The sequence below is a fragment of the endosymbiont of Pachyrhynchus infernalis genome, assembly GCF_004296515.1.
Classification (GTDB): Bacteria; Pseudomonadota; Gammaproteobacteria; order Enterobacterales; family Enterobacteriaceae; genus Nardonella.
Map to the genome: position 1 here is coordinate 200,206 of NZ_AP018160.1, position 26,094 is coordinate 226,299.

Consider the following 26,094-nt stretch of genomic DNA (forward strand, 5'->3'; position numbering starts at 1 on the left):
AAATAATATATTATAATTTTATTAAAAAATTAATATAATATAATAATATTTAATGAATAAAATAAAAATATTTAGTGGTATACAACCATCAGGTAATTTAACTATAGGTAATTATATATCTATTTTAAAACAAATTAATAAAATTCAATATGATAATATATGTATGTTATGTATAGCTGATTTACATATTATGAATAAATATATTAATCCTATATCTGTAAGAAAAAATATATTAGATTTAATATCTATATTAATATCATCTGGAATAGAATATAAAAATAATATAATATTTTTACAATCTGATATATTAGAAAATACTCAATTATATTGGATATTATCTAATTTTATAAGATTTAATGAATTAAAAAGATTAAATCAATTTAAAGAAAAAATCAATATATTAAATAATTCAATAAATTTAAATTTATTGAATTATCCAATTCTAATGGCATCTGATATTTTATTATACAGAATAGATAATATTATAGTAGGAAAAGATCAAAAACAACATATAGAAATAATGAATTTAATAGCAAAAAGATTTAATAGTTTTTATGGTTATTATTTTAAAATTCCAAATATTATCATAAATGAAAATCATTATATAATGTCATTATCTAATCCTAATAAAAAAATGTCTAAATCAGATAATAATGATAATAATTCAATAAAAATATTAGACGATGAATATACTATAAGAAAAAAAATAAAAAAAGCTGTTACTGATTCAAACAATAGTATTAATTATAATAAAATAAATCAACCTGGTGTATATAATTTATTAAATATTTTGTCTTCTATAAGTAATGTTTCTATAAATGATTTATTAATTTATTTTAAAAATAAATCTTATAATGATTTAAAAAATAAACTTTCTGATGAAATAGTTAATGAATTAAAAAAAATAAAAGATAAATATATATATATTAGATCTAACGAATATTTATTAAATAAAATTATAGAAAATGGTTTTAATAAAGCTAAAAAAATAGCTAAGAATACGTTATTTGATATTAAAAAATTAATAGGTTTAAATAAATTAAATTAAAATTATGTTAAAATGTATTATAACTAATAAAAAAGTTTTATTTGGTAATAATAGATCTAATGCTATGAATGCAACTAGAAGAAAATTTTTTCCTAATATACATATGAAAAAATTTTGGATACCTAGTAAAAATAAATATATAAAATTAAAAATATCTACAAAAGGTATAAGATTAATAGATAAATTTGGAATAGAAAATTTATTAAAAAAATTTAAAATTAAATATTAATTTATATGAGTAAAAAAAAATTAACAGAAATTATAAAATTAATATCTTCAGAAACAAAACATTTTTATACTACTACTAAAAGTAAAAAAATAAAATTAAAAAAAATAAAAATTAAAAAGTTTGATCCAATAATAAAAAAACATGTAATTTATAATGAATATAAAATAAATAAAAATAAATAAAATTATATTTTATTTATTTTATTAATCATATATAAAAAATTATTTATATCTAGTGATGATTTACCAATTAATAAACCATTTATAAAATATTTATTCAAAAATATATCTATATTATCAATTGATACTGACCCTCCATATAAAAATTTTATATTATTAGATATATTTTTATCTATTTTATTTAAATATTTTAGAATAGAACATATTATATATTCTATATGATCTATACTAGCATTTACATTAGTTCCTATTGACCAAATAGGTTCATATGCTATTATAGAATTATAAAATATTTTTATACCACCATATTTTATAAATTCTTTTATTTGATTAATACATTTTAATAATGATTTTTTATTTATATAATCATTATTATTTTCTCCTATACATAATATAGGAATTAAATTATTAGATTTAACTAATATAAATTTTTTTATTATATTTTTATTTGATTCTTTATGTATTATTCTTCTTTCTGAATGACCTAATATTACATATGAAACTCCTATTTCTTTTAACATATATATAGATATTTCTCCTGTATATGGTCCTTCAAAATTTAAATCAACATTTTGAGAAGATGAATAAACATTATTAATATTATATTTTTTTAGTAAAATATTATTAAGATAATCTAAATATATAATAGGAGGTGCTAATATAATTTTATTATTAATAATTTTTTTATTTTCATATAACTTATTTATAAAATTATTTAATAATAATTTATTTCCATTTAACTTCCAATTTGCTACTAATAACATATTTAATTTAATTAATTTAAGTTTTATTATTTATAATTTTATATTATATATTTATATAAATCTATATTATTAAAATTTTTACTTAATTTAAGATTTACATAATTTTCATCAATAATTATTTTTTTATTTGATATATTTGGTGCATTAAATAATATATCTTCAAGTAATTCTTCTAATATACTATATAATCTTCTAGCACCTAAATTATCATGTAATTCATTCATTTTATAAGAAAATTCTGCAATTTTTTTTATAGAACAATCAGTAAAATTAATGTCAATTTTTTCTGTTTTTATAAGTAATTTATATTGATTTATTATGGAATTTTTTGTTTTTGTTAATATTTTTTCAAAATCTAATAAAGATAAACTATCTAATTTTACTTTTATGGGTAATCTACCTTGTAATTCTGGTAATAAATCTGATACATCTACATTATAAAATGATCCTGATGCAATAAATAATATATTATCAGTTTTTATTATTCCATGTTTTGTATTTATTGTACATCCATCTATTAATGAAAGAAGATCTCTTTGAACTCCTTCTCTAGATACATCTATACCATTATATATATCATTTTTTTTTCTACAAATTTTATCTATTTCATCTATAAATACTATACCATTTTGTTCAATTAAATTTATAGATTCCTTTTTTATATTATCTAAATTTAAATTTTTATTAAATTCTTCTTCCATTAGTATTTTTCTTGCTTCTTTTACTTTTACTTTAAATATTTTATCTTTATTTTTAGATATATTTTTTAATATTGATTGAATTTGATTATTTATATCATCTACTTCGGTAGATATAACTTCTACTCCTACAGATGAAGATAATAAATTTATTTCTATTTCTATATCTTCTAATTCTTTATTTGATAATTTATTTTTTAAATTATTAATTTCAATATCTTCAATATCATTATTTATGCTATTTTTATTATTAATTAATATTTTTAATATTTTATCTTCAACTATTTTTTTAATTTTTATTTTATTTTTTTTTATATGTTTAAATTTTAAATTTTTTATAGTATTTTCTAATAAATCTTTTATTATTGAATCAACTTCTTTACCTATATATCCAACTTCAGTAAATTTTGTTGCTTCAACTTTTATAAAAGGAAAATTTAGTAATTTTAATAATCTTCTAGATATTTCTGTTTTACCTACTCCTGTAGGTCCTATCATTAATATATTCTTAGGAGCTATATCATTTCTTAATGATTTATTTATATTCATTCTTCTATATCTATTTCTTAAAGCTATTGCTATTGTTTTTTTAGCTTTATCTTGTCCTATAATATATTTATCTAAATAATTTACTATATCTTTTGGAGTAACAGTTTTATACATTTTATTTGTTAATATTTTAATTCTTCTATTATAAAATTCTTATTTGTATATATACATATATCACTTGCTATACATAATGATTTATTAACTATATCTTTAGCAGATAATTCAGTATTTTCTAATAATGCACATGCTGCAGATTTTGCATACATTCCACCTGATCCAATAGCAATTAAATCATTATTTAATTGCATAACATCTCCATTACCACTTATTAAAAATGATTTATCTATATCTACTACAACTAGTAAGGTTTCTAATGTTTTTAAAAATTTATCATTTCTCCAATTTTTTGATAAATCAACAGAAGACTTAAGTAAATTTCCATTATTTTCATTCAGTTTTTGTTCAAATAATTCTAATAAAGTAATAGAATCTGATGTACTACCAGAAAATCCTACTATAATACTATTATTATAAATTTTACGTACTTTTTTAACATTTGGTTTTATTATATAATCACCAAATGTGGCTTGTCCATCACCACCTATTACAACATTGTTTTTTTTTCTAACACTTAAAATAGTTGTCATAATATTTATATTAAAATTTATATAGTAAATAATATAATTATATTATATATAATTTATAAATAAAATAATTTTAATAAAAATAATAAAATCATATTTTACATATTAATAAATTTATATTAATATATAAAATAAAATTTATTTATTATAATTATATATGAAAAAAAATATTCATCCTAATATATTTAATATAGATGTTATATGTTCTTGTAACAATATAATAAAAATTAAATCAACTTCTAATAGTAATATTAATATAGATACTTGTAATTTATGTCATCCTTTTTATACTAATAAAAATCGTATTATATATAATATAGGTAAAATAGGGAAATTTAATAATAAGTTTAAAGATTTTTTTGAGTAATATTATTATAACTTAATATTTTATTGTTTATACATTAATTTAAATTGGTATATTATGATGTATGTAGTTTTTTGTAATAAAGGAAAACAATATATTGCTGAAAATAATAGTATATTATTTATAGATAAATTAAATAATAATGAAAATGATTATATAGAATTTAATAATATTATTTTAGTTTATAAGGATAATGATATAATAATAGATAAAGAGTATTTATCTAAAATTAAAATAATAGCTTTAGTTTTAAAACATATAAAAGGAAAAAAAATAGGAATAGTAAAATTTAAAAGAAGAAAAAATTATTTAAAAAGATATAATCATCGTAAATTAATTACTAAAATAAAAATTTGTAACATTATCTTATAATATTTATGGCTCATAAGAAAGCGGCTGGATCTACTAAAAATGGTAGAGATTCTATAGGTAAAAGATTAGGAATAAAATGTTATGATGGAGAAAATGTACTACCTGGATATATAATATTAAGACAAAGAGGAATGAAAATTAGACCAGGTTGTAATGTAAAATGTGGTAGAGATTATACTATATATTCTTTAATAAAAGGAAAGGTTAAATTTATTAAAAAGAATAATATTAATAAAATATTTGTTAATGTTATTAAAAATAATATATGAAAAATTTTTATGAAACTATTATAACAGTATATGCTGGTAATGGTGGAAATGGAAATTGTAGTTTTAGTAAATCTTCTAAAAAATTATTCAGTGGAAAACCTGATGGAGGAAATGGTGGTAATGGAGGTAATATATTTATATTTTCTAATAAAAGTATAAATAATTTATTAAAAATAAATAATAAAAAAATATTTAAAGCCGAAAATGGAAGAAATGGTTTGAATAATAAATGTAATGGAAGAAATGGTAAAAATTTAATAATAAATGTACCAATTAATACTAAAATATATAATTTAGATACATCTGAATTAATAGATAATTTAGATATAGATAATAAAATTATATTAGTTGCAAAAGGTGGAAATAAAGGATTAGGTAATTTTATTTTTAAATCTTCTATTAATAGATCTCCTAAAAACTTTACAAATGGAAAAAAAGGAGAAATAAGAAAATTAAAATTAATATTTAATTTAAGACCAAATGTTTGTATATTAGGAATGGTTAATTCAGGTAAATCTTCTTTAATAAATTTAATATCTAACTCAAATTCTAAAATAGATAATTATCCATTTACTACTAAATATCCTATATTAGGAACTTTATTTAGTGAAAATTATAAAAAAATATCTATATTAGATACACCAGCAATATTTAATAATATTTATAAAAATAAATATTTAAATTTAAATATATTTAAATATTTTGAAAAGTGTAATTTAATACTATATATAATAGATTCTTCAATAATAAATCAAAAATTTATTTATGATAATATAAATATTATTAATTATATTATAAACGATAAATTAATATGTAAAAATATATGGATTGTATTTAATAAATTAGATTTAGTAAATAATATATTTAATTTTAATAAAATTATTAAATTTAATTTTAATAATAAATATAAATATTATATAATTTCATGTTTAAACAAATTTAATATAAATAACCTACTATTAGATATAAATAATTTTATTGACAAAAATATGTATTTAAATATTCATAAATATGAAAATAAAGATTTAAATATTAATTGGAATTAAAAATTTTAAAATTATATTAAAAGGTATTTTAATGACTAAAATGTTCCTATGACTTTAAATGGTGCAAATAAATTAAGAAAAGAATTAAATTTTTTGAAAAAAATAAGTAGACCTAAAATAATTCAAAGTATTATTGAAGCTAGAAAACATGGTGATTTAAAAGAAAATTATGAATATCATGCAGCTAAAGAACAACAAAAATTATGTGAAAATAGAATAAAAAATATAGAAATTAAATTATTAAATTCAAAAATAATAGATATAAAAAATATAAAAAATAATAATTTAATTATATTTGGATCAACAGTAGAATTAGAAAATTTAAATTCTAATAATAAAGAAGAATATTGTATAGTAGGTGAAGAAGAATTTGATATAAAAAATAATAGGATATCTATATATTCACCTATTGCTAAAGGATTAATAGGTAAAAAAATAGGAGATATTGTTTATATACAAGTTCCTATGGGTGTTTTAAAATATAAAATAGTTAATATAAAATATATCTAATATATAAATTTATTTACTATAATTTGAAAAATAAATATTGGATAAAAAATAGATTAAATGATTTTTATGTAAAAAAATCTATAATTAATAATTATAGATCTAGATCTAGATTTAAAATACAGGAAATAAATAATAAATTTAATATTTTTAAAAAAAATATTAATATTGTAGATATAGGATCTTCACCAGGTGGATGGTCAGAATATGCTAGTGAAATTATAAATAATACTGGTAAAATATTTTCATGTGATATTTTACCTATGAAAAATATTAATAATGTTTTATTTTATAAAGGAGATATATTAGATAATAATTTTTTAAATAAATTTATAAAAGAAATAAATGGTTATGATATTAAAGTTGTAATGTCAGATGTTTCTCCAAATATAAGTGGATTTTCTTGTATAGATTTACCTAAAATTATTACTTTAGCTAATTTATCTTTAAAAATATATTTAAATTTAGTTAAATCTAATGGATATTTTATATTAAAATTATTTTATGGAAATGATATTAATATTTTTTTAAAAAAAATTAAATTAATTTTTAAAAATGTTAATATTTTTAAACCTTTTTCTTCTAGTAAAAATTCTAGTGAATTTTATATTATTGCTAATAATTTAATATAAATATTTAATTATCTAATTATAAATTTAGTATAAAGGTATTTATGGACATACTAAAAAATTTTTTTATTTGGTTATTTGTATCAATAGTATTAATTTTTATATTACAAAATATAAACTTTAATAATAATTATAGTAAAGATAAGATAGAATATTCTAGATTTATATATGACTTAAATAATAATAGAATAAAAGAAGTATATATAAATGGTAGAGAAATTTTAGTTACAAAAAAAAATAATAATAATTATATTACATATATTCCTTTTTATGATTCTGAACTATTAAAAAATTTATTAAAAAAAAATATAAAAATAATTGGAGAACCTATAGAAAAAAATAATTTATTAACTTCTATATTTATATCATGGTCTCCTATATTAATATTAATAATTATTTGGATATTTTTTATTAAACAAATTCAATTAAACAATAAGAATGCTATAAATTTTAGTAAAAATAGAGCAAAAATAATATTTAATAAAGTTGATATTAATTTTTCTGATGTTGCTGGATGTGATGAAGTTAAAAATGAGATAAGCGATATAATATTTTTTTTAAAAAACCCAGAAAAATTTAAAAATATTGGTTGTAGAATTCCTAAAGGTATATTGATGGTAGGACTTCCAGGAACAGGAAAAACTTTATTAGCAAAAGCATTAGCTGGAGAATCAAATGTTCCTTTTTTTAATATTTCCGGTTCTGATTTTGTTGAAATGTTTGTTGGAGTAGGAGCTTCAAGAGTTAGAAATATGTTTTATGAAGCAAAAAAAAATAGTCCTTGTATAATATTTATAGATGAAATAGATGCAGTTGGAAGACAAAGAGGATTTGGATTAGGAAGTGGAAATGATGAAAGAGAACAAACTTTAAATCAAATACTTGTAGAAATGGATGGATTTAATACAAAAGATAATATAGTAGTAATAGCTGCTACAAATAGGTTAGATATATTAGATCCAGCTTTATTAAGATCAGGTAGATTTGACAGACAAATTTTAATAGATCTTCCAGATATAAAAGGTAGAGAAGAAATATTAAGAATACATACGAAAAAAATATTTATGGATTTAAATATTAATTTATCATTAATTTCTAAATATACTTCTGGATTTTCTGGAGCGGATCTGTTTAATTTAGTTAATGAATCTGTAATACTTGCTATAAAAAATAATAAAAATCATGTATCTATGGATGATTTTGAAAAATCAATAGATAAAATATTATTAGGTTTAGAAAAAAGTTCAATGGTTATAACAAATGACCAAAAAGAATTAACTGCATATCATGAATCTGGACATACAATAGTTGGTAAATTAATATCAAATAATGATTTATTACATAAAGTAACAATAATACCTAGAAGTAAATCATTAGGAGCAACTTGTTTTTTACAAGAAGAAAATTTATTAAATTTTAATAAAATTAAATTAGAAAATCAAATATCAATATTATATGGAGGTAGAATAGCTGAAGAAATAATATATGGCAAAAATTTTGTTTCTACTGGTTCTAAAGATGATATAAAAAAAGCAACAATAATTGCTAGAAATATGATAATGAAATGGGGATATTCTTATAAATTAGGTCCATTATATTATGATAATATAGATTTGTCTAATAAAAAATTATTTAATAATAATAAAAATATATCTGAATATACACATAAAATAATAGATGAAGAAATATTAAATTTAATAAAAATTAATTATAATAAAGCAAAAAATATATTAATAAATAATATAAATATTCTACATAATATGAAAGATGCTTTAATAGAATATGAAACATTAGACTCTATTCAAATAAATAAAATAATAAATAAAAAATTATAAATAATATGCGTATAATATTTACTTTATTATTTGTAATAACATCTATATTTTTAATTTTTTTTATAACCTATTTTAATATAAATAATGAAAGATTAGAATTTAATTATTTAGATGATTTAAATATGGTTAATAGAAAATCTTTTGATTATTTAAATAATATTATATCTTTTTTTTCATTATTATTTTTTATATTTAGTTTAATATTAAAATTTTATTATTAAAATATTATACCGAGGTGGTGAAATTGGTAAACACGCTATTATGAGATAATAGTGCTTATGCTTATGGGTTCAAATCCCTTCCTCGGTAATTTAAAAAATTGTTTTTTTACATAAAATATAGTATATTATTTAAGCGGAGTAGAGCAGTTTGGAAGCTCGTCGGGCTCATAACCCGAAGGTCGTTGGTTCGATTCCAACCTCCGCAACTTAAACTTAAATATATATAAAATTAAAATAATATTATTATATTTATATTATTTTAATTTTATATATTTTATATTAATATTATTAAATTATTATAATAAATTGTAATGAAAGATATTCTAAATATTGTTGAATATTTATCTAATGATAAATTAATTAAAAAAGATAAAATTTTTGACATAATAGAATCAATTATTAAATTTTCTATAAAAAAAAAATTTAAAGATGATTTTAATAATATTAAAATTATATTTGATAGAAAAATTGGATCATTAAAAATATTTAAAATAATAAAAAATAATAATATTACAAATGAAAAAAAAACATATATTAATAAATTAAATACAGATTTTTTTTTAGAAGAAATAAAAGATATAGAATATAATAGAACTATAATACAATATGCTAAAAATTTTATATTTAAAAAAATAAATAATTTAGAAAAATTAGAACTTTTTAATAAATATAAGAATTCTATGAATAAAGTATTTTTATGTATTGTAAAGAAAATATATAATAATAAGATATTATTACTTATAGATAACAATATAGAAGGAATTATATTTAATAAAAATTTATTATATAATGATAATTTTAAGGTAAATGATAAATTTAAAGGAATTTTATACTTTATAAAAAGTACTAAATATAATATACAATTATTTATAAGTAGAATAGGTTCTACAATAATTAGAGAATTATTAAATAATGAAATTTTTGAATTAAATAATAATACTATTACAATAGTTTCAATATCTAGAGAACCAGGAATAAAAACTAAAATAGCAGTAAAATCTAATAATAGAAATATAAATCCTATACATTTTCTTGTTATAAATAAAAAATATGTATTAAAATTAATATCTAACGAATTTAATAAAGAATCAATAGATATAATTTTATGGAATTCAAATCTATTAGAATTTATAAAAAATTCTATATATCCTATAAATATAAAATCTATTTATTTTAATAAAAAAAATAATAATATAAATATATTAATAAATAAAAATGATATATTAAAAGTAATTGGTAAAAATGGTATAAATATTAAATTAATATCTTCTTTAGTAAATCATAGTATAAATATTTCTTATAATAAAAATTAGATACTATAAAATTTGTATGAGTAAAATTATAAATAATAATTTAATAGAAATAAATAAAAAAATAAATTTTACTAAATTAATAAGTAAACTTTCTTTAAAAGAAAAAGATATTAATTATATAAAAAGTATATTTAATATAGATAATATTAAAATTATTAATATTGATTTATTAAAAAATATTTTAAATAAATTAAATTATATTATTATAGAAGAATTTAATGATAATATAGATAAATTATATATTACATTAAAAAAAAATAATAATATTGATTATAGACCACCAATAATTACATTAATAGGACATGTAGATAGTGGTAAAACTTCTATATTAGATTGTATAGAATTAAATAATTCTATTAATAATGAAGTTAGAGGAATAACTCAATATATAAGATCTTTTAAAGTTAATTATTCTGATAATAAAAATTTTATATTTATTGATACTCCAGGTCATGAATCATTTGTTAATATTAGAAATAATTGCATTAAAATTTCTGACATTATAATTTTAGTTATATCTGTTGATGATATACTTAAAAATAATATTATAGATAAATTTATAAATGAAATTTTATATACAAATTTAACATTTAAATTAATAATTATTATAAATAAAATAGATAAAATAAATGATTTTAATAGTTTAAAATTTAAATTTGAAAATAATTATAATTCTATATTTAAAAATATTGATATAAATTATGATATTTTATATTTGTCAGCTAAATATAAAAAAAATATTGATTTATTAATTAACAATATTAAATCAAAATTTAATTATATTGATTTAAAATTTAGTAAAGAAAATATTGCATATGGTATAGTTATTGAATCATATATTGATAAAAATATGGGACCTACAGCTAAAATAATAATAAAAGATGGTACAATAAATGTTGGTGATTTAATACTATTTGATTATTTTTTTTGTAAATTAAAATTAATAATAGATAATAATAATAAAATAAATAGTGCAAATCCTTTAAATATTGTTAAAATTTTCGGTTTGCCTACCTTATCTAAAATAGGTGAAAAAATAATTATATTAAATGATATAAAAAAAATAAAAAATATAATTTCATATAGAAATATCATTAAAAATAAAAATAATTTATATATTAATAAATATAATGATTTTTTAAATAAAAATAAATATAATTTAAATTATATAATAAAAACAAATTCTATTGGAATTAATGATGCTATTTTACATTCTATAAAAGAAATATCTAATAATAATTGTAATAATATAAATATAAATATATTAAAAATAGAAACAGGAATTTTAAAAAAAGATGATATATATTTATCTTTAAATTCTAATTCAGAATTATTATTATTTAATGTTAAAATTGATTTAAATTTAATCAAATTAATTAATAATTTTAATATTAAAATTAAATCTTATTCTATAATATATGATTTAATAGATTATATTAAATATTCTATTAAAAATATTTTAAGCTTAGAAGAAAAAAGTAATATAGAAGGAAATGCTAATGTTATTAAAATATTTAATATAAATAATTCTATTATTATAGGATGCAAATTAGAAAATGGTGTGTTTCGTAAAAAAAATAATATAAAAATTTTTAGAAAAGATATTTTATTATATGATGGAAATATATTGTCTATGAAAATTCTTAAAAAAAGTGTTAATGAAGTAAATAATAATACAGAATTTGGTATTTCAATAAATAAAAATAATATATTAATAAAAGAAGGAGATAAGATTATTTCTTTTAAAGAAATAAATGAATAATGTTTTATATAAATAGATTAGAAAAAGATATAAGATATAAAATATATTATATTATATTAAAGTTCATAAATGATAATAGATTAAAAAATATAACTATATTAGATGTTAAATTATATAAAGATTTTTCTATTGTAAAAATATATATATTACATTTAATTAATAATTCATGTAATATAATTAAATTATTAAATAATTCTTCAAATTTTATTAGAAAAAAATTATTTAAAAATATTAAAATAAAAAAAATTCCTAAATTGTTATTTGTTTATGATAAATATGTAAATAATACTATTAATATTATTAATTTAATAAATAATTTAAAATATTAAAGTATGAATGGTCTTTTATTATTAGATAAACCATATAAATGGACTTCTAGATTTTCTTTAAAAACAGTTTGTAATTTATTAAAAAATAATAATGCAGGTTATTATGGAGTATTAGATTCAATTGCAACTGGAATTTTACCTATATTATTTGGCAAAAATAAAAAAATTTCTATTGAATTATCTAATTCAGACAAATGTTATGAAGTTATTGCTTGTATTGGAATTAGAACAAGTACTTATGATTCTGAAGGAACTATTATAAGTAAATTGTCTATTATTAATATAAGTAAACATTATATTTTATCTATTTTAAAAAAGTTTTGTGGGAATATAAAACAATACTCTCCTATATATTCTAATGTTAAATATTTAGGAAAACCATCTTATAAATATGCTTTAAATAATATTGAAATAATAAAAATACCTAGATATGTAAATATATATAATATTAAATTTATATATTTAAAAAATAATTTATTAAAATTAAAAATTTTATGTTCTAAAGGAACATATATAAGATCTTTAATAAATGATATAGGTAATTATATTGGATGTGGGGCATATGTTTATTATTTAAGAAGAATAAAAATGTATAATTTTAATGAATCTGATATAATATCATTTAATTATATATATAAAATATCTAATTTTTATAATTTTAATAAATATAAAATTATGAGATATTTATTTACTAAAAAATTAGATTTTATTTAATAATAAATAAATTTATTACAAATTATGGATATTTGTTTAAAATATAATAGTTATTGTGGATCAATTGAATTTCAAATAACAAATTTAACTAATAAAATTAATAAATTACAAGAACATTTTAAAATTAATAAAAAAGATAATCATAGTAAGAGAGGTCTTATTTTAATGATATCTAAAAGAAAAAAATTATTAAGTTATTTAAAAAGAAAAAATACAAATTCATATATAAATTTAATAAGCAATTTAAATTTACGTAAATAACTTATATAATAAATTTATTTTTTAACTATTTAGGTAATATTTTTGTTTTACTCATTTATAAAAGAATTTAAATATTGTGGATATTCTATAAAAATAGAAATTGGAAATATAGCTAGACAAGCTACATCTTCTTTGTTAATAAGTGCAAATGATACTTCTATAATAATTTCTATAGTAGAGAATAATAAAAATTTATTAAATCAAAATATTTTACCATTAACTGTTAATTATTATGAAAGAGCTTATGCTTCAGGAAAATTTCCAGAAAATTTTTTAAGACGTGAATTTAAATTATCTGAAAATGAAATAATAATGTCTAGGTTAATAGATAGATCTATAAGACCATTATTTAGTAAAAATTATTTTAATGAAATACAGATAACATTAACTGTTTTATCATTAGATCCTGATGTTAATTTAGATATTATATCTATAATAGGTGTTTCTACTGCTTTAAGTATATCAAATATTCCATTTAATGGACCTATAGGTGTATCTAAAATAGGATATATAAATAATGAATTAGTGTTAAATCCAAATAATAATGATTTAAAAAATAGTGAATTAGATTTATTAATTTCTGGAACTTTAGATTCTATTACAATGATAGAATTATCATCAAATTTTTTAGAAAAAAAAATAATATTAGATGCAATAAAGTTAGGTAAAAAAAATTATAGTTTTATTATAGATAATATAAATGATATAAAAAATAAAATTAATATTAATAATAATCTTAAAGAAATAGAATATAATAATGATATATCATTATATAATTTAATATACGATATTTCATATGATAAATTTAATATTGCATATTCTATAGAAAATAAAAATGATAGATTAATAGAAATAATTAAAATAAAAAATAATATTTTAGATCAAATAATAAATATTTTATCTAAAAATCAAGAAAATAATATATTAATTAATATTAATAATGTAGAAAAGGATGTAGTTAGAAATAAAATAATAAACAATAAAGTTAGAATAGATGGTAGAAATTATGATTCTATAAGAGATATAAGTATTAATATTGGAATTTTAAAAAGGGTTCATGGATCATCTATATTTACTAGAGGATATACACAATCTTTAGCTTCAATAACATTAGGTAGTGAAAAAAATGGTATAGAAAACTCTAATGGTATAATTGATAATTTTTTATTTCATTATAATTTTCCTCCATATTGTGTAGGAGAAATAGGAAATTATGGATTTCCAAAAAGAAGAGAAATAGGTCATGGTAAATTAGCTAAAAAAAGTTTAATTTATACAATGCCTAAATTTAAAGATTTTCCTTATTCTATAAGGGTTGTTTCAGAAATAATGGAATCTGATGGATCTTCATCTATGGCATCTGTTTGTAGTGCATCTTTAGCTTTAATGGATTCAGGTGTACCTATAAAATCTCATATAGCTGGTATAGCTATGGGTTTAATAAAGAATAATAACGATAACATTATTTTATCTGATATATCTGGAAATGAAGATAATTTTGGAGATATGGATATGAAAGTTTCTGGAATAAATAATAAAATAACCTCTATACAAATGGATGTAAAAAATGGATTAATATCTATTGATATAATAGATAATATTTTAGATAAAGCCTTGATTTCAATAAATAAAATTATTGATATAATGAATTCTTATATTTCATGTCCTAGAAAAAAATTATCTAAATTTGCTCCTAAAATATTTACTATTAATATAGATAAAAGTAAAATTAAGGATGTTATAGGTAAGGGTGGATCTACTATAAAATCTATAATGAATGATACAAAATCTTTAATAGATATAAATGATTGTGGATTTATTAAAATATATTCTAATAGTGATGAATTAGGAAAAAAAGCAATAAATAAAATTATTAATATAACATCTTATATTAAAAATGATAAAATATATAAAGGTATAATAACAAAAATAATAAGTAATATTGGTATACTTGTATATTTAGAAAATAAAAAAAAAGAAGGATTGATAAAATTAACTTCTAATAAATTAGTTAAAAATAATATTAATTCTTTTAAAATCGGTCAAGAAGTTTATGTTAAAATATTAAATATAGAAAAAAATGGAAAAATGAAATTATTATTAAATAATAATTAAAAAATTATTTATGTCATATAATAAAACTTTTTTAGATTTAGGATTAGAAGTAAATATATGTAATAAGTTAAGTGAGTTAGGATTTGATAAACCTTTTCCTATACAAATAGAATCTATACCTAAATTAATTAATGGATTAAATATTATAGGTAATGCTAGAACTGGAAGTGGTAAAACAATAGCATTTGTAACTCCTTTTTTAAATAAAATAGATATAAATTTAAAATATCCTCAATTTTTAATAATTGAACCTACAAGAGAATTAGTTATACAGGTTAGTAAAGTTATATATGATATTTCTTCTGGAATAAAAAAAATAAACATTAGTTCTTTATATGGTGGTCAAAATTATAATATACAATTTAAATCATTAAAAGATAATCCTAATTTTATAATTGGAACTCCCGGAAGATTAATAGATCATATAAAGAAAGGTACATTAAATATATCTAAAATAAAAGGATTAGTAATAGATGAAGCTGATGAAATGTTAAATATGGGATTTATAAATGATGTTAAATATATATTATCTAATATAAATAATAAATATCAAATTGCATTATTTTCTGCTACTTTATCTAAAGAAATAAAAAATATAGCTTATAAATTTACAGATAATCTTGTTGAAGTAGTAGTAAATGATAGTGATTGTAGTAATTCAAAGATAGAACAAAACTATATTATTATAGATTATAATTTAAATAAAAAATTAGTTTTATTAACTTTTATAGAAATATCAAAATTTAAATTATGTATTATTTTTGTTAATACAAAAAATTTAACTATTGAAATATCTGATTTATTAAAAAAATTCGATTATAATTCTTCTTATATAAATGGAGATATTAATCAAAAAATAAGAGAAAAAACTATAAAAATATTTGTAGAAGAAAAAATAAATATATTAGTTGCTACAGATATTGTAGCTAGAGGAATTGATATAAATAAAGTTGATTTAATTATAAATTATGATTCTCCTAATAATATTGATACTTATATACATAGAATAGGAAGAACTGGTAGAGCAGGAAAAGATGGTAAATCATTTATTTTTATAAATAAAAATGATTTTAAAATATTAAAAATAATAAAAAATAAATTTAATATAAATAGATATTTTTTACCAAGTTTAGAAGAATTAAATAAATTAAAAGAATCTAAATTTATAGATAAGATAAAAAATAGCTCAATTAATATTAAATTAATAGATTTTAATAAAATAATAACTAAATTATTAGATTTATTTAATAATGATTATATAAATTTAATTAATGTTATTTTAAATATTTTAAATAAAGAAAAACCTATAATTTTAAATGAAAAAATTAAAGATTTTAAAAATAATTCTATAAAAAATAAAAAATATTATATATTTAAAATAAATATTGGTAAAAATAATAAAATAGATAAAAAATTTATTATAAATATTTTATTAAAAAACTTTTCTATAACTTATAATAATATAGGATATATAGTTATTTATAATTATTTTTCAAAGATACAATTATTTAATTTTATAAATAATATTATTAGTTATAATAATTTTCTTAAAAAAAATATTAAATTAGAATTGATTAAATAAATTAATTTTTTAAAATAAATAAAATTTTATTATAAAAATCATTTTCATTAATTAATATTCTATTTTTTTTTTTTTTATCAATATATTCAATAATATTTTTATCTATATTTTTTTCACTAATTATAATTAATTTAGATATTCCTATAATATCCATATTATATAATATATCACCTAAATATTCATTTTTATCATTAAATAATACATCTATATTGTTTTTTAATAGAAAATTATATATTTTTTCTGATATTTTTTTTATTTTTATATTATTTAAATTTATAGATATTATTGAAATTTCAAATGGTTCTATATTAGATGGCCATAATATTTTATTATTATGATAATTTTGTTCTACTAATGAAAAAAATATTCTAGATATTCCTATTCCATAACAACCCATTAATATATTTTTATTATTTATAAAAAAATTATATAAACTTGAATATTTATCATATAATTTAAATATATGTGCTATTTCTATACTTTTCTTTATTATAATTTTACTATTTATTTTAAATAAACTTTTATCATTATAAGTTATTTCTCTTATATCTTCTATTATAGGTAATTTTATATCTCTATACCAATTAACTCCATAAAAAAATTTATTATCTATATTTGCTCCAGTAATAAAATTATTCATAATAGATACATCGTAATCTATTATTATTGGAATTTTAATATTTAATATTCCTACATAATCAATTGATGTTTTTGTTATTGAATAAATCTCATCTTTATTTGCAAATTTTATTGGTTTTTGTATATATTTTAATTTATTTATTTTAAATAAACTTAATTTATGATTATATTTTATAACTACAGCTATAAATTTAGATGATATATAATTTTTATTAGAATATAATATAAAAACTTTAATTAAATTATTTTTATTTACTTTGTTCTCATTTATTAATTTAATTTTGTTTTTTATATTAATAAAATAATTATTTTTTTTTTTTATATAATTTTTAATAATATCTATATTACCTGATATATTTGATTTTTCACATAATCCAATTTTATTTTCTCCATATTTAGATAATATATGAAATTCATGTGATAAATTATCACCTATAATTCCAGAATTTGCTTTATTTATAAAAAAATTTAAATTTAATTTTTTAAAAATTTTTTTATATGATATTAGTATTTTTTCATAAGTTTCATTAAGAGATTTTTTAGAATTATGAAATGAATAAGCATCTTTCATTATAAATTCTTTAGTTCTAAGCAATCCATTTTTAGGTCTTAATTCATTTCTAAATTTACTTTGTATTTGAAAAAGTATAATAGGTAATAATTTTTCGGATTTTATTTCTTTTTTTAGTATATTAGTTATTATTTCTTCATTAGTTGGACTTAGTATATAACAATTATTATTTTTTATTGTATTACAATATAACAGTTCTGATTTATAAGTATTAAATTTGTTACTAATATTACATATATTTATTGGTTGTAATATAGGCATAAGAATTTCTGTTGCATATATTTTTTTCATTTCCTCTCTTATTAATTTACTAATTTTGTTTATTATTTTTAACCCAATTGGCATATATGAATATATACCTGATGATAATTTTCTTATTAATCCAGATTTAATCATAAAATCATTAACAAATGAAAATGTGTTTAATTTTTTATCTTTTAATGTATATAAAAAATATTTACTTGTACGCATAAAATTATTAATATATTATTTAATTTAATATAATTAATTCATTTTTTTAATTAAATAGTATATACTAATTTCTATGTATTTTATATTTAATTTAATTAATTTAATATAAAGAATAAATATTATTATTTTTTTTTTAAAATTTTTAATATTTATTTAAAAATAAGAGTTTGATCATGGCTCAGATTGAACGCTGGCGGCAAGCTTAACACATGCAAGTCGAGCGGTAATGTAATTTTTTTACAACGAGCGGCGAACGGGTGAGTAATATCTGGGAATCTGCCTTATAAATAAGAATAACTATTGGAAACGATAGCTAATGCTTAATAATGTTATTAATTTAACCAAAGTAGGGGATTTAATTTTAGAATTAAACCTTATGTTATAAGATGAGCCCAGACGAGATTAGCTAGTAGGTAGGGTAATGGCTTACCTAGGCAATGATCTCTAGCTGGTCTGAGAGGATGATCAGCCACACTGGAACTGAGACACGGTCCAGACTCCTAAGGGAGGCAGCAGTGGGGAATATTGCACAATGGGGGAAACCCTGATGCAGCTATGCCGCGTGTGTGAAGAAGGCCTTAGGGTTGTAAAACACTTTCAGTAAGGGAAGAAATTAATATTACTAATAATAATATTAAGTGACATTACCTACAAAAGAAGCACCGGCTAACTCCGTGCCAGCAGCCGCGGTAATACGGGGGGTGCAAGCGTTAATCGGAATTATTGGGCGTAAAGGGTGAGTAGGTGGTTTTATAAGTCAAATGTGAAATCTCTAAGCTTAACTTAGAAACTGCATTTGAAACTATTTAACTAGAGTGCTATAGAGGGGAGTAGAATTCTAGGTGTAGCGGTGAAATGCGTAGATATCTAGAGGAATATCAGTGGCGAAGGCGACTCCCTGGATAGATACTGACACTGAATCACGAAAGCATGGGTAGCAAACAGGATTAGATACCCTGGTAGTCCATTGCTGTAAACTATGTCGATTTGAAGATTGTAATTATTTATAATTTTCGTAGCTAACGTGTTAAATCGACCGCCTGGGAAGTACGATCGCAAGATTAAAACTCAAATGAATTGACGGGGGCCCGCACAAGCGGTGGAGCATGTGGTTTAATTCGATACAAAGCGAAAAACCTTACCTGCTCTTGACATCCAAAGAATAAAATAGAAATATTTTAGTGTCTTTTAAAAAAAGAAGCTTTGAGACAGGTGCTGCATGGCTGTCGTCAGCTCGTGTTGTGAAATGTTGGGTTAAGTCCCGCAACGAGCGCAACCCTTATTCTTTGTTGCCATCGAGTAATGTCGGGAACTCAAAGAAAACTGCCAGTGATAAATTGGAGGAAGGAGAGGACGACGTCAAGTCATCATGGCCCTTATGAGCAGGGCTACACACGTGCTACAATGATATATACAAAGAGAAGCTATTTCGTAAGAATAAGCAAATCTCATAAAGTATATCTAAGTTCGGATTGAAGTCTGCAACTCGACTTCATGAAGCAGGAATCGCTAGTAATCGTGAATCAGCATGTCACGGTGAATACGTTCTCGGGCCTTGTACACACCGCCCGTCACACCATGGAAGTGAATTGCAAAAGAAATAAGAAAGTTTAACCTTTTATAAGGGGAACTCTTATTACCTTGTGATCCATAACTGGGGTGAAGTCGTAACAAGGTAACTGTAGGGGAACCTGTGGTTGGATTACCTCCTTTTTATAAAAAGGTGTGAAATTAATTGATTAAATATATAAATTAAGGGGTTATAACTCAATGGTAGAGTATCTGTTTTGCATACAGAAAGTTAGGGGTTCGAATCCCCTTAACTCCATAATATTTTATACTTATAAATAAGTAAATTAACGTATATAGTGGATGCCTTGGCAATCAGAGGCTATGAAGGACGTGCTAATCTGCGAAAAGTATCGGCTAGTTGATAAGAAACGTAACCGGTAATATCCGAATGGGGTAACCTAAATAATAGTAATATTATTTATTATTAAGTGAATAAAATAGCTTAATAAAGCTAACCAAGAAAACTGAAACATCTTAGTATCTTGAGGAAAAGAAATCAAATAGAGATTCCCTTAGTAGTGGTGAGCGAAAAGGGATTAGTCAATAGATTTTAGAATTAATAAAATATTATAAGAATGATATTGGAAAAATCAGCGAAACAAGGTGATAGCCCTGTATTTTAAAGTATTTTATTAATAATCTATAAGTAGATCGAGAAATGTTATCTTGATTGAATATAGGGGAACCATCCTCTAAGACTAAATACTACTGATTGACCGATAGTGAACTAGTACCGTGAGGGAAAGGTGAAAAGAACCCCGGATAGGGGAGTGAAATAGATCCTGAAACTGTATACGTACAAGCAGTAGGAGCATGAAGTAAAATTGTGTGACTGCGTACCTTTTGTATAATGGGTCAGCGACTTATATTTTGTAGCAAGGTTAACTTTAATAGGAAGCCGTAGGGAAACCGAGTCTTAAAAGGGCGTTTTAGTTGCAAGGTATAGACCCGAAACCCGGTGATCTAACTATGGACAGGTTGAAGATTAGGTAATACTAATTGGAGGACCGAACTGACTAATGTTGAAAAATTAGCGGATGATCTGTGGTTAGGGGTGAAAGGCCAATCAAACCGGGAGATAGCTGGTTCTCCTCGAAAGCTATTTAGGTAGCGCCTCATAAATTATTTTTTGGGGGTAGAGCACTGTTTCAATTAGGGACTTTTAGTTACCAATTTGATGCAAACTACGAATACCATAAAATTTATTATGGGAGACACACTACGAGCGATAATGTTCGTTGTGGAAAGGGAAACAACCCAGACCGAAAGCTAAGGTCCCAAAATTATGATTAAGTGGTGAACGAAGTAAAATTTCTTAAACAACTAGGATGTTGGCTTAGAAGCAGCCATCATTTAAAGAAAGCGTAATAGCTCACTAGTCTAGTTATTTTGCGCGGAAGATTTACGGGGCTAAAATCATATACCGAAGCTTCGGCAATTAATTATTTGTAATTAATTGGGTAGAGGAGCGTTCTGTAAGTCTGTGAAGATATATTGTGAAATATGTTGGAGATATCAGAAGTGCGAATGCTGACATGAGTAACGATAAAACGAGTGAAAAACTCGTTCGCCGAAAAACTAAGGGTTCCTATCCAACGTTAATCGAGGTAGGGTAAGTCGATCCTAAGATGAGGTCGAAAGGCGTAGTCGATGGATAACAGGTTAATATTCCTGTACTAATTAAATTTTATTTAAAAAAACGAAGGAAGCTAGATTTGCTAAGTGATGGTTATCTTAGTTTAAGTGTGTGGATATAATTAAAATTATATTAAGGCATGATGATTAATTATTTATAATAATTAAAAAATTGACGCTAAACTTCCTAGAAAAAATTTTTAAATCATAAAATTTAATTAATCGTACCATAAACCGACACAGGTGGTTAGGTAGAGAATACTAAGGCGTTTGAGAGAACTCGGGTAAAGGAACTAGGCAAAATAATGTCGTAACTTCGGGATAAGACATACTAATTATGAATGAAAAAAATTATATTTTATAACTTTTTAGTAGTTTAAATTAGTCTAAGATAACGGCTGGCTGCAACTGTTTATTAAAAACACAGCACTGTGCTAACATGAAAATGGATGTATACAGTGTGACGCCTGCCCGGTGCCGGAAGGTTAATTGATTAAGTTATTTTATTTAAAAAAAGCTTTTGATAGAAGCCCCGGTAAACGGCGGCCGTAACTATAACGGTCCTAAGGTAGCGAAATTCCTTGTCGGGTAAGTTCCGACCTGCACGAATGGCGTAATGATGGCCAGACTGTCTCTACCCGAGACTCAGTGAAATTGAAATTGCTGTGAAGATGCAGTATACCTGCGGCAAGACGGAAAGACCCCGTGAACCTTTACTATAGCTTGATATTGTTTATTTAAATCTAATGTGTAGAATAAGTGGGAGAATATTATTTACCAAAAGTATGTTTTATTCATCAGTGAAATACCACTCTTTATTTTTAAATAAACTAACTTTAATCCGTTATCCGGATTTAGGACAATGTCTGGTGGGTAGTTTGACTGGGGCGGTCTCCTCCTAAAAAGTAACGGAGGAGTACAAAGGTTAGCTAATTACGGTTGGAAATCGTAAGGTTAGTACAAAGGCATAAGCTAGCTTAACTGTAAGAATGACAGTTCGAACAGATGCGAAAGCAGGTCTTAGTGATCCGATGGTTCTTTATGGTATGGCCATCGCTCAACGGATAAAAGGTACTCCGGGGATAACAGGCTAATATCGCCCAAGAGTTCATATCGACGGCGGTGTTTGGCACCTCGATGTCGGCTCATCACATCCTGGGGCTGAAGAAGGTCCCAAGGGTATGGCTGTTCGCCATTTAAAGTGGTACGCGAGCTGGGTTTAGAACGTCGTGAGACAGTTCGGTCCCTATCTGCCGTAGGCGTTTGGAAGATTGAAAGGAACTGCTCCTAGTACGAGAGGACCGGAGTGGACATACCTATTGTGTTCGGGTTGTCATGCCAATGGCATTGCCCGGTAGCTACGTATGGAAAAGATAACTACTGAAAGCATATAAGTGGGAAACTTACCTTAAGATTAATCTTCCCAGTAATATTAAAATATTACCTAAAGGGACGTTAAAGACTATGACGTTGATAGGTCAGATGTATAAGCATTGCGAAATGTTGAGCTAACTGATACTAATATCCCGTGAGTCTTATTTTATAAGTATTGAAAAGTATAATTTTATAATATAAAATTTATAAATATATATATTTGATATTCATAACGTGATGGAAACACCTGATCCCATTCCGAATTCAGAAGTGAAATATCATAGTGCCGATGGTAGTATAGATTATTCTATGTTAGAGTAGGAAAATATCATTTATATAAATAAATAGGGATGTAGATCAATGGAAGATCGCCAGTCTCCAAAACTGGATGATGGGAGTTCAAATCTCTCCATCCCTGTTTATTATTTACCTATACAAAATTTTGAAAATATTTCTGATAATATTTTTTCTGAATTATGTGTATTTTTATTTATATTTATTAAACTTAATAATTCTTTTTGAGAAAGTGAAATATTATCCGATAATATTGATATATCAAATTTATTTTCATCAATATTTAAAATATTAAATGATTTTTTTAAAATATCTATATGTCTTTTAGAAATTAGAAATTTAATTTCATTTATATTATTTAATTTTAAAATTTGTTCTATATTTTTTATTATTAAATTTATTCCAGTATTTAATTTTGCAGATATTGTTATTAAAGAAATATTTTTTTCAAAATAATTATCATATATTTTTATATCATCTTTTGATAAATCACATTTATTTTTAACTATAATTATAGGTATACAAGTATTATTTATAATATTAAATATATATTTATTAACCTTATTTTTTAATATATTTAATTTATTTTTAATTAGTAAGTTATTTCTTATATCTATATTATCTATAACTAAAATTAATAAATCAGATTTATTAATTAATTCTTTAGTTTTTTTTATACCTAATTTTTCTATAATATCATCAGTATTATGTATACCTGCTGTATCAAATAAATTAATATTTATGCTATTATTTAATACTAATATTTCATTAATACTATCTCTAGTAGTTCCAGGTATTGACGTTATTATAGATCTATCTTTATTAATTAATAAATTAAATAAACTAGATTTTCCTACATTAGGTTCTCCTATTATAGATATAATAATACCTTTACTAATTAAGTAACTTTTTTCTGAATTTAAAATTAAATTATTAATTTTATTTATAATGTTTTTTAATAAAAATTTTATTTTTAAATTTAAATTAATATCTATATTTTCATAAGAAAAATCTATAAATGTTTCAATTAATATTTTAATTTCATCTAATTTTTTAATTAAATTTTTTATTTCATTAGAAAAAATTCCTTGTACAGATTTACTATATAGTCTAGATTCTAATAATGAATTTGAATTTATTAAATTAATAATAGATTCTGATTGAAATAAATCTAATTTATTATTTAAATAAGCTCTTTTAGTAAATTCTCCTGGATATGCTAATCTAACATTTGGACATAATAATATATTATCTAATATATAAGACATCATATGTGGATTTCCATGACATTGAAATTCTAATAAATTTTCTCCAGTAAAAGAATTAGGTTTTTTAAAAAAAATAACTATACCTTTATCAAGAATTTCATTATTTTTATAATCATGAAAACTTAAATATTCTGCTTTTCTTATTATAGGTATTTTTTTAAAAAATTTATTAGATATATATTCAACTTCATCTCCAGATATTCTTATTATTCCTATACCTCCTTTCCCATATGGAGTAGATATAGCAGCTATGGTTTCACTATCAATTAAAATATTATTCATATTATATATTTCTTTTAATAAAAAAATTAAAAATTTTATTTATATCTTTCTTAAAATAATCAATATTATAATTATAATTAAAATTAAAATTATATTTTAATTTTAATATATAATCTAAATTATAAATTTTATATTTATTAATTCTAAAATATTCTCTTATTAATCTTTTTAGTAAATTTCTTTTATTAGATAATTTAATACATTTTTTACTAATGTATATTCCTAATCTTGGATAATTTAAATTATTATTTGAATAATTGATTTTAAAAAAATCACTTTTTTTAAAAAAAAAATTATTAGATATTATTTTTCCATAACTAAAAGATAATTTATATTTTTTTTTAAATGAATTTAATTTCAAATTAATATTTATATTTTATTAATATTAAATTTTTTCTTTTTTTATTTCTTCTATTAGATAATATTCTTCTTCCAGATTTAGTAGACATTCTAATTCTAAATCCTATTTTTCTAATTCTTTTAATTCTTGATGGTTGAAAAGTTCTTTTCATAATAAATATTATTTTATAATTAATTACATAATTAAATAATAATTAT

At 20.0% G+C, this 26,094-nt stretch carries 25 protein-coding genes, 4 tRNA genes and 3 rRNA genes; 25 read left to right on the forward strand and 7 right to left on the reverse strand.

What is annotated here, in order from left to right; translation table 11 throughout:
* The first annotated feature begins 52 nt into the window (after positions 1–52).
* Genes trpS through rpmG form a run of 3 tightly spaced genes read left to right on the forward strand, consistent with a single transcriptional unit; the run spans position 53 to position 1,459 of the window.
* Complete coding sequence (trpS, locus tag NARPIN1_RS01105) at positions 53–1,048, forward strand: tryptophan--tRNA ligase (protein WP_130579379.1); 996 nt, start codon at positions 53–55, stop codon at positions 1,046–1,048.
* A gap of 4 nt (positions 1,049–1,052) precedes the next feature.
* Positions 1,053–1,277 carry a 50S ribosomal protein L28 gene (gene rpmB, locus NARPIN1_RS01110; RefSeq protein WP_130579382.1) on the forward strand — a complete coding sequence of 75 codons (225 nt, stop codon included), beginning with the start codon at positions 1,053–1,055 and terminating at the stop codon, positions 1,275–1,277.
* Positions 1,278–1,282: 5 nt separating this feature from the next.
* On the forward strand, positions 1,283–1,459 hold the full coding sequence (rpmG, locus tag NARPIN1_RS01115) for a 50S ribosomal protein L33 (RefSeq protein WP_130579384.1): 177 nt from the start codon (positions 1,283–1,285) through the stop codon (positions 1,457–1,459).
* Between the two features lie 2 nt (positions 1,460–1,461).
* On the opposite strand, the gene tpiA is transcribed toward rpmG, so the two are convergent.
* Genes tpiA through hslV form a run of 3 tightly spaced genes read right to left on the reverse strand, consistent with a single transcriptional unit; the run spans position 1,462 to position 4,114 of the window.
* Entirely contained in the window at positions 1,462–2,220 is a 759-nt protein-coding gene (gene tpiA, locus NARPIN1_RS01120; RefSeq protein WP_130579386.1) for a triose-phosphate isomerase, read from the reverse strand.
* Positions 2,221–2,258: 38 nt separating this feature from the next.
* Entirely contained in the window at positions 2,259–3,581 is a 1,323-nt protein-coding gene (gene hslU / locus NARPIN1_RS01125) for an ATP-dependent protease ATPase subunit HslU (RefSeq protein ID WP_130579388.1), read from the reverse strand.
* Positions 3,582–3,589: 8 nt separating this feature from the next.
* Positions 3,590–4,114, reverse strand: a complete 525-nt coding sequence (hslV, locus tag NARPIN1_RS01130) for an ATP-dependent protease subunit HslV (protein WP_130579390.1) — start codon at positions 4,112–4,114, stop codon at positions 3,590–3,592.
* A gap of 154 nt (positions 4,115–4,268) precedes the next feature.
* Between hslV and rpmE the strand changes: the two genes are divergently transcribed.
* The 17 genes from rpmE (at position 4,269) to NARPIN1_RS01215 (ending at position 17,430) form a co-directional block, all read left to right on the forward strand.
* Positions 4,269–4,478 (forward strand): 50S ribosomal protein L31, encoded by a 210-nt coding sequence (gene rpmE / locus NARPIN1_RS01135; RefSeq protein WP_130579392.1) that lies wholly within the window; start codon positions 4,269–4,271, stop codon positions 4,476–4,478.
* A 54-nt stretch (positions 4,479–4,532) separates the two neighbouring features.
* Positions 4,533–4,847, forward strand: coding sequence for a 50S ribosomal protein L21 (gene rplU, locus NARPIN1_RS01140; protein ID WP_130579394.1), 315 nt, complete (start codon positions 4,533–4,535; stop codon positions 4,845–4,847).
* A gap of 5 nt (positions 4,848–4,852) precedes the next feature.
* Entirely contained in the window at positions 4,853–5,116 is a 264-nt protein-coding gene (gene rpmA, locus NARPIN1_RS01145; RefSeq protein WP_130579396.1) for a 50S ribosomal protein L27, read from the forward strand.
* Positions 5,113–6,162 carry a GTPase gene (locus NARPIN1_RS01150; protein ID WP_130579398.1) on the forward strand — a complete coding sequence of 350 codons (1,050 nt, stop codon included), beginning with the start codon at positions 5,113–5,115 and terminating at the stop codon, positions 6,160–6,162. Before rpmA ends, NARPIN1_RS01150 begins: the two co-directional genes overlap by 4 nt.
* A gap of 48 nt (positions 6,163–6,210) precedes the next feature.
* A complete protein-coding gene (greA, locus tag NARPIN1_RS01155) occupies positions 6,211–6,672 on the forward strand; it encodes a transcription elongation factor GreA (protein ID WP_130579400.1) in 462 nt (153 codons plus the stop codon).
* Between the two features lie 23 nt (positions 6,673–6,695).
* Positions 6,696–7,301 (forward strand): SAM-dependent methyltransferase, encoded by a 606-nt coding sequence (locus tag NARPIN1_RS01160; RefSeq protein ID WP_172597012.1) that lies wholly within the window; start codon positions 6,696–6,698, stop codon positions 7,299–7,301.
* 41 nt (positions 7,302–7,342) lie between these two features.
* Positions 7,343–9,133, forward strand: a complete 1,791-nt coding sequence (ftsH, locus tag NARPIN1_RS01165; protein ID WP_232021810.1) for an ATP-dependent zinc metalloprotease FtsH — start codon at positions 7,343–7,345, stop codon at positions 9,131–9,133.
* A gap of 5 nt (positions 9,134–9,138) precedes the next feature.
* The gene (locus NARPIN1_RS01170) at positions 9,139–9,354 is read left to right on the forward strand and encodes a hypothetical protein (protein ID WP_130579404.1); all 216 of its coding nucleotides are present in this window, start codon (positions 9,139–9,141) and stop codon (positions 9,352–9,354) included.
* Positions 9,355–9,362: 8 nt separating this feature from the next.
* Positions 9,363–9,442: transfer RNA gene (locus NARPIN1_RS01175), tRNA-Leu, on the forward strand.
* A 44-nt stretch (positions 9,443–9,486) separates the two neighbouring features.
* Positions 9,487–9,560: transfer RNA gene (locus NARPIN1_RS01180), tRNA-Met, on the forward strand.
* 105 nt (positions 9,561–9,665) lie between these two features.
* Positions 9,666–10,667, forward strand: coding sequence for a NusA N-terminal domain-containing protein (locus NARPIN1_RS01185; protein WP_130579406.1), 1,002 nt, complete (start codon positions 9,666–9,668; stop codon positions 10,665–10,667).
* Between the two features lie 16 nt (positions 10,668–10,683).
* Positions 10,684–12,429, forward strand: a complete 1,746-nt coding sequence (locus NARPIN1_RS01190) for a GTP-binding protein (RefSeq protein WP_130579408.1) — start codon at positions 10,684–10,686, stop codon at positions 12,427–12,429.
* A complete protein-coding gene (rbfA, locus tag NARPIN1_RS01195; RefSeq protein ID WP_130579410.1) occupies positions 12,429–12,758 on the forward strand; it encodes a 30S ribosome-binding factor RbfA in 330 nt (109 codons plus the stop codon). The genes NARPIN1_RS01190 and rbfA overlap by 1 nt, the downstream gene beginning before the upstream one ends.
* A gap of 3 nt (positions 12,759–12,761) precedes the next feature.
* On the forward strand, positions 12,762–13,472 hold the full coding sequence (gene truB / locus NARPIN1_RS01200; protein WP_130579412.1) for a tRNA pseudouridine(55) synthase TruB: 711 nt from the start codon (positions 12,762–12,764) through the stop codon (positions 13,470–13,472).
* Positions 13,473–13,496: 24 nt separating this feature from the next.
* Positions 13,497–13,733 carry a 30S ribosomal protein S15 gene (gene rpsO / locus NARPIN1_RS01205; protein WP_130579414.1) on the forward strand — a complete coding sequence of 79 codons (237 nt, stop codon included), beginning with the start codon at positions 13,497–13,499 and terminating at the stop codon, positions 13,731–13,733.
* Between the two features lie 42 nt (positions 13,734–13,775).
* Positions 13,776–15,848: a polyribonucleotide nucleotidyltransferase gene (gene pnp, locus NARPIN1_RS01210; protein WP_130579416.1), complete on the forward strand. Its 2,073-nt coding sequence runs from the start codon at positions 13,776–13,778 to the stop codon at positions 15,846–15,848.
* Between the two features lie 10 nt (positions 15,849–15,858).
* A complete protein-coding gene (locus NARPIN1_RS01215) occupies positions 15,859–17,430 on the forward strand; it encodes a DEAD/DEAH box helicase (RefSeq protein WP_130579418.1) in 1,572 nt (523 codons plus the stop codon).
* Between the two features lies 1 nt (position 17,431).
* Here NARPIN1_RS01215 and proS read toward each other — a convergent pair whose 3' ends face one another.
* Positions 17,432–19,111, reverse strand: coding sequence for a proline--tRNA ligase (proS, locus tag NARPIN1_RS01220; protein ID WP_130579420.1), 1,680 nt, complete (start codon positions 19,109–19,111; stop codon positions 17,432–17,434).
* A gap of 155 nt (positions 19,112–19,266) precedes the next feature.
* Here proS and NARPIN1_RS01225 point away from each other — a divergent pair.
* The 5 genes from NARPIN1_RS01225 (at position 19,267) to NARPIN1_RS01245 (ending at position 24,110) form a co-directional block, all read left to right on the forward strand.
* Positions 19,267–20,824, forward strand: a 16S ribosomal RNA gene (locus NARPIN1_RS01225).
* Between the two features lie 43 nt (positions 20,825–20,867).
* Positions 20,868–20,939: transfer RNA gene (locus NARPIN1_RS01230), tRNA-Ala, on the forward strand.
* A 17-nt stretch (positions 20,940–20,956) separates the two neighbouring features.
* Positions 20,957–23,861 (forward strand): 23S ribosomal RNA (locus NARPIN1_RS01235).
* Positions 23,862–23,911: 50 nt separating this feature from the next.
* Positions 23,912–24,026: ribosomal RNA gene (rrf, locus tag NARPIN1_RS01240) — 5S ribosomal RNA — on the forward strand.
* The 16S, 23S and 5S rRNA genes sit together here with 2 tRNA genes alongside, the layout of an rRNA operon.
* Before the next feature lie 12 nt (positions 24,027–24,038).
* A tRNA-Trp gene (locus NARPIN1_RS01245) sits at positions 24,039–24,110 on the forward strand.
* A 4-nt stretch (positions 24,111–24,114) separates the two neighbouring features.
* On the opposite strand, the gene mnmE is transcribed toward NARPIN1_RS01245, so the two are convergent.
* From mnmE to rpmH, 3 genes are read right to left on the reverse strand one after another with little or no spacing between them, the layout of a single operon-like run.
* The gene (gene mnmE, locus NARPIN1_RS01250; protein ID WP_130579422.1) at positions 24,115–25,536 is read right to left on the reverse strand and encodes a tRNA uridine-5-carboxymethylaminomethyl(34) synthesis GTPase MnmE; all 1,422 of its coding nucleotides are present in this window, start codon (positions 25,534–25,536) and stop codon (positions 24,115–24,117) included.
* Between the two features lies 1 nt (position 25,537).
* Complete coding sequence (gene rnpA / locus NARPIN1_RS01255; protein ID WP_172597013.1) at positions 25,538–25,897, reverse strand: ribonuclease P protein component; 360 nt, start codon at positions 25,895–25,897, stop codon at positions 25,538–25,540.
* 1 nt (position 25,898) lies between these two features.
* Positions 25,899–26,048 (reverse strand): 50S ribosomal protein L34, encoded by a 150-nt coding sequence (gene rpmH, locus NARPIN1_RS01260; protein WP_130579426.1) that lies wholly within the window; start codon positions 26,046–26,048, stop codon positions 25,899–25,901.
* Positions 26,049–26,094: the final 46 nt, after the last annotated feature.